The sequence below is a fragment of the uncultured Bradyrhizobium sp. genome (assembly GCF_947648125.1).
In the GTDB taxonomy this organism is placed as follows: domain Bacteria; phylum Pseudomonadota; class Alphaproteobacteria; order Rhizobiales; family Xanthobacteraceae; genus Bradyrhizobium.
This window is the reverse complement of record NZ_CANSMR010000010.1, coordinates 249769-258887: the sequence shown is the minus strand read 5'-3', so window position 1 is coordinate 258887 and position 9119 is coordinate 249769. Positions and strand designations below refer to the sequence as shown.

Annotated in this window: 8 protein-coding genes; 3 read left to right on the top strand and 5 right to left on the bottom strand. The window is 64.7% G+C overall.

Features of this window, described 5'->3' with window-relative positions:
* Positions 1 to 355: 355 nt before the first annotated feature.
* Positions 356 to 946 carry a polyhydroxyalkanoate synthesis repressor PhaR gene (gene phaR, locus Q0030_RS20085; RefSeq protein WP_298370742.1) on the top strand — a complete coding sequence of 197 codons (591 nt, stop codon included), beginning with the start codon at positions 356 to 358 and terminating at the stop codon, positions 944 to 946.
* A gap of 104 nt (positions 947 to 1050) precedes the next feature.
* Here phaR and Q0030_RS20080 read toward each other — a convergent pair whose 3' ends face one another.
* Complete coding sequence (locus tag Q0030_RS20080) at positions 1051 to 3408, bottom strand: acetamidase/formamidase family protein (protein ID WP_298370740.1); 2358 nt, start codon at positions 3406 to 3408, stop codon at positions 1051 to 1053.
* 383 nt (positions 3409 to 3791) lie between these two features.
* On the opposite strand from Q0030_RS20080, the gene Q0030_RS20075 reads away from it, so the two are divergent.
* Positions 3792 to 5246, top strand: coding sequence for an acetamidase/formamidase family protein (locus Q0030_RS20075; RefSeq protein ID WP_298370737.1), 1455 nt, complete (start codon positions 3792 to 3794; stop codon positions 5244 to 5246).
* A gap of 187 nt (positions 5247 to 5433) precedes the next feature.
* Here Q0030_RS20075 and Q0030_RS20070 read toward each other — a convergent pair whose 3' ends face one another.
* Positions 5434 to 7125, bottom strand: coding sequence for a bifunctional diguanylate cyclase/phosphodiesterase (locus Q0030_RS20070; protein WP_298370736.1), 1692 nt, complete (start codon positions 7123 to 7125; stop codon positions 5434 to 5436).
* Between the two features lie 218 nt (positions 7126 to 7343).
* On the opposite strand from Q0030_RS20070, the gene Q0030_RS20065 reads away from it, so the two are divergent.
* Positions 7344 to 7640, top strand: coding sequence for a hypothetical protein (locus Q0030_RS20065; RefSeq protein ID WP_298370733.1), 297 nt, complete (start codon positions 7344 to 7346; stop codon positions 7638 to 7640).
* A gap of 16 nt (positions 7641 to 7656) precedes the next feature.
* Here Q0030_RS20065 and Q0030_RS20060 read toward each other — a convergent pair whose 3' ends face one another.
* From Q0030_RS20060 to rpmF, 3 genes are all read right to left on the bottom strand, one after another.
* On the bottom strand, positions 7657 to 8127 hold the full coding sequence (locus Q0030_RS20060) for a nuclear transport factor 2 family protein (RefSeq protein WP_298370730.1): 471 nt from the start codon (positions 8125 to 8127) through the stop codon (positions 7657 to 7659).
* A gap of 19 nt (positions 8128 to 8146) precedes the next feature.
* Positions 8147 to 8773: a hypothetical protein gene (locus Q0030_RS20055; RefSeq protein WP_298370727.1), complete on the bottom strand. Its 627-nt coding sequence runs from the start codon at positions 8771 to 8773 to the stop codon at positions 8147 to 8149.
* A 144-nt stretch (positions 8774 to 8917) separates the two neighbouring features.
* A complete protein-coding gene (gene rpmF, locus Q0030_RS20050; protein WP_021077536.1) occupies positions 8918 to 9103 on the bottom strand; it encodes a 50S ribosomal protein L32 in 186 nt (61 codons plus the stop codon).
* Positions 9104 to 9119: the final 16 nt, after the last annotated feature.

The window sequence follows — 9119 nt, the reverse complement described above, 5'->3', positions numbered from 1 at the left end:
GGGGGTGCGGGCGGCGCTGACGATGACGACATCGTCTGACATGGACATCTCCTATGGGTTGTAGCTGGGTTTCTCGACGGCGGGCGGCCGGTTTGGCGGGCCTGTCTCTTGATGACTATCCTGTAAACCTCATTGAGACATGTCAATCGCGCTGACGGGCAAATCGCGCCGCGGCGCACTCAAAATGACGCTCTTGGCACATTCCTGAGCAAATCCTATGCTTTGGAATTAACCGCACAGCACAAAACTGTAGCCGAACCGCTTTGAAAATGCTTACCTTTGCTGCGATGCGTTGCATTTAGCCCAGCGGCGATGCTGCCGGGTTCCAGGTCCTTCGGTGTTGAAGTGTGAGCCCATGGCAAAATCTGAACAACCGACCACGATCAAGAAATACGCGAACCGGCGGCTCTATAATACCGGTACGAGCACCTATGTGACGCTCGAGGATCTCGCGGCGATGGTGAAGGAAGGCGAGGATTTCCTCGTCTATGACGCCAAGACCGGCGACGACATCACCCGCTCCGTGCTCGCGCAAATCATCTTCGAACAGGAAAACAAGGCCGGGCAGAACCTGCTGCCGACCACCTTCCTGCGCCAGCTGATCCGGTTCTACGGCGACAGCATGCAGATGGTGGTGCCGAAATATCTCGAGCAGTCGATCGATACGCTGACCCGGGAACAGGAGAGATTCCGCAAGCAGATCGCGGGCGCCTTGAGCGGGACGCCGTTTGCTCCGCTGGAAGAACAGGTCCGCCGCAACATGGAGCTGTTCCAGCAGACCTTCTCGATGTTCAAGCCGTTCGTGCCGCAGCGCGGCGGCACCGAAGCCGAGAAGGCGCCGGAGCCCGCGGCCGAGGACGGCAACATCGACGACCTTCGCCGCCAGATGAAGGACATGCAGGAACGCCTCGAGCGCATGTCGCAGCCGACGAAGAAGGACGAGTAGGTCTCGTCCAGGTCCTCTTGCAAGTCTTCTTGCAGGTCTTCTTGGCCGATCGACTGGGCCGCCATCACTTTGCGAATTGCCGACGGCGGCACCTTTGGCCGGCGTCAGGCGCCGCCAAACATGCTCTTGCGGACGATCGCGTGCACGCCCCAATTGCCGTCGGCAACCTGCGTGACGCCGAAATCGACGCCGAGCGAGATCAGCGCCAATGCCTCGTCCTCGCTGAGGCGATAACACTCCATCAGGAATTTGCGCGTCGCCCGGAACGCATTGCGCAGCGCGAGATCGACCGACGAGCGCTGGTAGATTTCCGACTGCGCGTTGCGCCCGAGCTCGCGCAGATAATTGCCATAGCTGAAACCGTGCAGGATCCACTCCTCCGGCGTTTCCAGCAGCGGATGCGCCAGCCCCTCGACATGCGGCTTGGTCGCCTTCCCGCTCTTGTGCACGACGAAGCGAAACTGGCCGGTGAGCGATAGCTCGAGCGCAGTGCCGTTGACCTCGCCGTCGCCTTGCGCGAAATGCGGATCGCCGATCGAGAACAGCGCGCCGGGTACTGCGACCGGCAGATAGAGCGTGGTGCCCTTGGTGGCGCGCCAATTATCGACATTGCCGCCGAAATAGCCGGGCGGAATCGAATCGATGATGTCGGATTCGCGCGGCGCCACGGCCATGAAGCCGAAATGCAATCGCGCCGGAATCCGCACGCCGGCGAGCACGCCGCTCTGCTTCTCGATGGTGGCGTGATCGACCGGCACGCCCGGATAATCCATCGTCTCGTGGCGCACGCCGAACGGATCGGTCTGCGGCGTCCAGCGATAGGAATAGACGGCCTGCGCCCATTCCGCGCGCGCATCCGTCTCGAAGATGGTGATGGTCTCGCGCTTGGCCGGCGGATCGATCAAATCGTTGTACTGAAAGCCCCACCAGGCCGCGGCATTGCTGCCGAACGACTTGCCGGCGAAGGCCGGATTGGCCGAGGGCCGTGGCCAGATATCGAGGATCTGCACCTCGAGCACGTCGCCCGGCTCCGCGCCGCAGACATGGATCGGGCCAGTGCAGATGTGCACGCCGAACCCTTCGCCGGCGCCGCGGCCGAAGATCGAACCGTCCATCGGGCCCGCGCCACGCCGTTCCACCGATTTGCCTTCGGCGGTCCAGTGAAACACGCTCTCGGCGCCGGGATCGCCCTTGATCATGCGCTCGTAATCATCGAAGGCGTGCTGGGTCAGCGTCTCGATTGTCACCAGCGCCCCCGACTGCACGCTCATGACCGGCGGGATGGCGCGGCTGAGATAGCCCCAATGGGCGGTCTCGCGGGACACCTTGAGATGGTGATGCGACGCGTCCCGCCCTTCCGGCGTCGTCGTGGGAGAATCAAGCGGCGGGGCCGGCTCTTGCTGCGAAATGATCTCGCGCGCCGCTGGACTCGGCGCGAGCCGGAGCACCGTTGCGGTGCCGCGCGCCAGCCGCGGCCGGCCGCGCGTTCGCTCGCTCTCCACATCGCGCGGCACGGCCTTGCGGAAGTCGCGCGGCGAGGTGCCGTAGGTCGCGCTGAACATGCGGCTGAAATGCGCCTGATCGGTGAAGCCCCAGCGGTAGCTGATTTCGGCGATGCGCTGGTCGGCATAGTTCGGATCGATCAGATCGTTGCAGCAGCGTTCCAGCCGCCGCTCGCGCACATAGGCCGAAAAGGTCGTGCTCTGCCGCTCGAACAGCCGTTGCAGATAGCGTTGCGACAGCCCTTCCTGCCGCGCGATGTCGGCGATGGTGAGACTTGCATTGCCGAGCTGGGCTTCGATCGCGGCATCGACCCGCCTCAAGTGGCCGGCCTGGACTTGCGTCATCGTCTCGGCGTCGAGCCGGGTCTCGCCGAGCAGCGCGCCGGCGACGAGCTCGGTGATCGCGACCTCCGCGGTGGCGAGATCGGCCTTATCCAGGATCGCGAAATTGCCGCCCAAGGTCCGCATCACCGGACGGACGGAAGCGGCGGCAATCGTCGCGCCGAGCACCGCCGGCAAGCGCAGGCGATTATGGCCGAGCCGGCCGAGCAGCCGCTCGCGCGGCAGTTCGAGCAGCAGGATCTCGAAATCCTCGCGCAAGGTCATGCGCCAGGGCGATTGCAGGTCGCACACCGAAATGTCGTTGTCGGCGAACTCGCAACTGCGTTGGCCGGACGCAATGCTGCCGCGGCCGTAAGCGTGGAAGATGATGGCGACCCGTGCCGGAAGTGCAGGCGACGCCGCATGACCATTGCAGATGATCTGCTGCTCGGTGGAACGCAGCAGCGCAAGCTGCCCGCCGGTCGTCGAGCGCTTCGCGGTCAACTCGCCGAACTGGAATTGGCCGGCCTCCGGCAATCCGCAATCGAGCTGCAATCCGGCCAGCGCCTGGCGCCAGACCTCCCGCCGGTTTTGCCGCGGGATCGCATCGACCGAAACCCGATAGGTCGTCGCGACCATCACCCCTCCAGGCCGGAACCCCGCTGCCTTCAAGTCACAGAGCCGTGAAGGCAGCGTGCACCGATTGCAGGGAGGCAGCAAGCATGTTGCGGCGGCACGGATTGCCCAGCCTTCGTGCAACGCACGGTCGCGGCCGCTCTCGCGCGGCAACGCGGCCATCGCGAACGCAGTGCAACTTGATCGAATGCGTCCAAATTCTTGACCGTACCGGCCATCCCGCGATGCGAAGGCCGCCGCCGCAGATGCTTCGCACGCCTTTGCACATGCTTTCGCGCTGCGAGGAGCACAAGCGCACCTACAAATTATTGGGCGCGCCCGGTCATGTCGGAGTGGCACGGCGCCATGCACTCTCACGCGCACTTCGACCCAAAGGAGAGTTCAGGATGTGCGCAGGTGACGACAAGAACTGCCCGGACTTCGAATTGCATCATCGCCAGTTCAAGGAGACGCTCGACCGGGAACGCCGCTCGTTCCTGCGCTCGAGCTTCGCGGCGGCGGGCGGCGCCGCGGCGATGACCGCCGGCGGCATCTCGCTGGTGACACCGAAGATGGCGGCTGCCGCCGAGAAGCATCAGCCGGCGCAGCGTGCCTATCACCATTTGCCGGCCAATGCCGACACCGTGCATTGGGGCTATTTCAGCAAGACGCTGAAGCCGCGCGTCGAGATCAATTCCGGCGACTTCATCACGATCGAAGCGCTGACGCACCACGCCAACGACGATGCCGAGCGCATGGTGAAGGGCGATCCCGGCGTCGAGAGCGTTTATCTCTGGACCAAGGAGAAGAAGGGCGTGAACCGGCGCGGCGCCGGCCCGATGGATGCCTCGCTGTTCGGACGCGGCGCGGGCGAAGGCCTCGGCGTGCACATCTGCACCGGGCCGGTGTTCGTGCGCGGCGCCGAGGAAGGCGACGTGCTCGAGCTGCGCATCATCGACGTGGCGCCGCGGCCCTGCGCCAATCCGAAATATTCCGGCAAGGCGTTCGGCAGCAACGCCGCGGCCTCGTGGGGCTTCCACTACAAGGATCTGCTCACCGAGCCGAAGCCGCGCGAGGTCGTCACCATCTACGAGGTCGACGCCACAGGCGAGCGCAACTGGGCGCGCGCCGTCTACAACTTCACCTGGACACCGCAGACCGATCCGTCCGGCGTGGTGCACAAGACCATCGATTATCCCGGCGTGCCGGTCGATCATTCGACGGTCAAGGAGAACCACGGCATCCTGAAGAACGTGCGCATCCCGGTGCGGCCGCATTTCGGCGTGATCGGGCTCGCACCCAAGGAGGCCGAGTTCGTCGATTCGATCCCGCCGAGCTACACCGGCGGCAACATCGACAATTGGCGGATCGGCAAGGGCGCCACGATGTATTACCCGGTCGCGGTCGAGGGCGGGCTGCTGTCGGTCGGCGATTCCCACGCCTCGCAGGGCGATTCCGAACTGTGCGGCACGGCGATCGAATGCTCGCTCAACGGCACCTTCCAGATCATCCTGCACAAGAGGGCGGACCTTGCCGGCACCGCGCTGGAAGCGCTCGACTACCCGATGCTGGAGACCCAGGACGAATGGCTGGTGCACGGCTTCAGCTTCGCCAATTATCTCAGCGAGCTTGGCTCCGGCGCGCAGACCGAGATCTACAAGAAGTCGTCGGTCGACCTCGCTTTGCGCGATGCCTTCCGCAAGATGCGCAAATTCCTGATGACAACGAAGAAGCTGACCGAGGACGAGGCGATCTCGCTGATCTCGCTCGGCGTCGATTTTGGCGTTACCCAGGTGGTCGACGGCAATTGGGGCGTCCATGCGGTGATCCGCAAGGACATCTTCGCCGGCGGCGACAGCTGACGAAGGACGAGTAGGCGTTTTATTTCGCCCTACTCACCCCATCGTCGCCCCGGCGAAAGCCGGGGCCCATAACCACAGGGTCGTGTCGTTGAAGTGAGCTGTGGCCCCAGCGCTGGTTAAGCAATTGGCATCGGTGGTTATGGGTCCCGGCTTTCGCCGGGACGACACCGTTGATTTGGCGAACAGATCACCCCGCAGCCGGGATCACCTTCTCCGCCGGCGCGTTCCACGGCCGGTCCGGCGAGGCGAGGCCGATCAGGCGACCCTGGATGTAGTCGCAGCCCCATTCCCGCAGCATCACGGCGGCTTCCTCGTCCTGCACCCATTCGGCAACCGTCTTGATTTCAAGGCGGCGCGCGAGATCGATCAGCGTCTGCACGAAGGCGCGGTCGTCCGCTGAACGCACGATGTTCTGCACGAAGGCGCCGTCGATTTTGACAATATCGACGCCGAGCTTGCGCAAATTGCGGAACGAGGTGTAGCCGGCGCCGAAATCGTCGATCGCGATCCGGCTGCCGAAATTCTTCAGCCGCGTGACGAAGCCGCGGACGTCGTCGATGTCCTGGATCGCGACCGTCTCGGTGATCTCGACGATCAGCCGCTCGCCGACGCCGGGATGCGCGCGCATCAGCGATTCGATGGTGGCCCACCAGTCCGGATCCATCGTGGTGTCCGGCGAGATGTTGAGGCTGAGCTGCACGCCAGGCGCGGCGGCGAGCTCGGCGATCGCAAGCTCCAACACGCGATGATCGACCATCCGGATCAGGCCGAGCCGCTCGGCGACCGGCACGATGTCGGGCGCGAGCAGCGCGCGGCCGTCGTCCTGCTCCATGCGGACCAGGCACTCGTAAAACGAAGGCTGCCGCGAGCGCGCATCGACCACGGGCTCGAAGCCGATCACGATGCGGCGCTCGTTCAGCGCGGTGACGATCTCGTCGGTGACGCGGATGTTGACGCGGCGCTGGGCGTCGCGCTCGACATTCGGCTTCCACAGCGCGAACGATCCGGCGCGGCGGCTCTTGGCGGCGTCCAGCGTCTCCTGGGCGCGATTGACCGCCTCCTCGGCCGACTTCGCATGGCGCGGGATGGTGACGGCGCCAATCGAAACCGTCACCGACACCGGGCCGGACCTGGTCGGCACCACCTCATCACGCACCGCGGCGAGGAAGCGCTCGGCCGCCACGTTGGTATCGTCGACAGTGCAATTGCGCAGGATCAGGCCGAACTTGTTGCCGGAGAAGCGGCCGAGCATGTCGCCGCTGCGCAGCCGGGCGCGAATCCGCTTTGCCACCTCGGCGATGACGGCGTCCGCGACGTCGAAGCCGAAGGCATCGTTGACCCGCGCCAGATGATCGATCCCGATCAGCATGAAGGCGCAGGAAGTGCGGAAGCGCGCGCACTCCTCGATGGACTCCGCGAGCGAGGCAATCAGATGGGTGCGGTTGAGCTCGTTGGTCAGCGGATCGTGCCGCGACAATTTCAACAGCTGCTCGTCGCGGGCGTGCCGTTCATTGTTGATGCGGACGACGCCCTGCACACGCGCCGGCCTGCCGTCGGCGCCGGCAAACCAGCAGCCGGTCTCCTCGATCCAGATCACCGGCGCTGAGGTAACGGCCCGCACGCCATATTCGATCCGGTAGGGAATGCCCTCGCCGCTCTGCACCGGCGCGGACTGGCCCAGCGCATCCATGCGGACCGAGCGCGATGGCTCGATCAGCTTTGCGAACTCGGTCCCGCTTGCGAGCGCAGCGACCGGGATGTCCGGGAAGACCGTCGCTACATTGTCGCTCCAGGCAATCGCATCACTCGCCAGGTCCCAGGCGAATGTCGCTTGGCCGAGCGAGGCGAGGATGCTGGCAGCGGGCGGGACAGGGAGCATCGACTATGTCTCGATTTGGGACGGCACCCGGTGATTCTATACGCTCTCAAGATAGTGGTTCCGGCGAATCCAACGCTAGGAGAACTTGATAAATAATCTGGAAACCACGTTTTCGACTGCCGCGGAACGAACTGGGGATGGCGGGCATGACCCTTGCCATGAGGTGTTGCAGAGGGACGCAACGTCCCAAATGATGACGCTCCAACGGGTCGCAGGCGATGCTCGATATCGATCAATCAGAGGTCCAATCAGGGATCTTGGACGGCGAGTTCACAGACACTGCCGAGGCGACCGGCACGGCTCTGGTGCCGCTGGCCACGACCACGCATTGGGCGCCCAAGATCCCGCTGGCGCATGCCGATCCATCGTTTGTGGCCCATCTGATCGCCACCGCCGCTCATGAGCCGCAGACCTGCGGGCTGCGGCGTGGGTCATTGGCCGACGCGCAGAGCGCCTACGGCCCGCATGTCGACGAACGCCGCAGCGTCGCGCGGCGCACCAGGCAAATCATCTAGTTCATCATCTCGAGGGTCAGTGGGCCTTGACGGGCCGGTTGCCGTGGCTGTCCTGCGGCACACCGCGGCGCAGCGACATATGGGAATGGATGCCGAGCCAGCGCCCGTCGGCCTGACGCGCGAGAATGATCGTCGCCCGCCCCGGCCGATCGAAGCGGCTGCCGTCCGCATGGAAGCCGGTGCTCGCCCAAGGCGTGATCACCGTCGCCATGCCGCCGTCGGCGCTGATCAGCACCTCCGTATGTGCGAGATCAAAGGCGAAATCCGCAGTGCGGGGCCAGACATTGTCCCATTGCATCTCGGTCCAGCGCGCGCGGCCGTGGATCAATTCCTCATAGGTGCCGAACGAGATGATGTCCGAATGCCAGAACGGACGGGCAGCAGCATAGTCGACCGCCCTGACGCAGGCGGCGAACCGTTCCAGCCAATCGAAGATCGATTGAGTGGTCGTTGAATCGGCGATCGGAAGGGCCGCTTCTCCACTCATGATCGTCCTCGATAACGCTCTAGCGCTGCGGCGTGTCCGACGATGGCTGGCTGCCGGGCTGCAAATCCGGCGAGGTGACGGTGGGCTTTGGCGCGGGCTGATCGAGCAGCACGGATTCTGCAACTGACGTCGCTGGCGGGACCGGCGCGGCGGGCGCCGGTGTGACGACAGGTGCAGGCTCGGGCCGCGGCGGGGCAGGCTCCACCGCAGGCGCGGGCCGTGGCGTCTCGACTGCTGCGGGCTGCGACTTGCTGACCGGTGCCGGTGCAGCGACCACCGCGCGGCGGCGGGTGCGCAGCGCAATTCCGGAAATGAAATCGACCAGCGCCAGCAGCGTGAGCAGGCAATAGGTCGAATTGCCGAATTTCGGCCAGAGCACGAATTCGGCGGCCGCCGCGCCGAACACGATCAGCGACAGCAGATGGTCTGTGAGATATTTCGCGCCGGGGCGCGCGCCCTTGATGACCTCGAGCAGCAACAGCAGCACACCGGCGGCAAGCAGCATGTCACTGAGCGTGATCTGCCACTGCTCGCCCGACAGCAATGTCAGCCTGATCAGCGGGTCCGTGAAGGACACGCCGGGCATCAGGAAGGCGATGATGTTGTAGACCGCGAGCGGAACGAGCAGCAGCGGAAAACCGACCATCGGGGCTTGCGCCTTATTCAGGGAGAACCAGCAATGCGGCGATGCTCATTGGCTTCGCCGCCGACGCGCCCGTCTTGACCGCACTCGTTGGCCGAATTCAGGCGCAGCGCTGCACTCACTGCAGCGCGACAGCCGAAGGTCCGATCAGGACTCTTTCTTGGCCTTCAGGACCTGGCGGCCCTTGTACATGCCGGTCTTCAGGTCGAGGTGGTGCGGACGGCGCAGTTCGCCGGAGTCCTTGTCCTCGACATAGGTCGGGGTCTTGATCGCATCGGCCGAACGACGCATGCCACGGCGCGACGGCGAGGTTTTTCTTCTGGGAACGGCCATGACGGTGTCCTCTAGG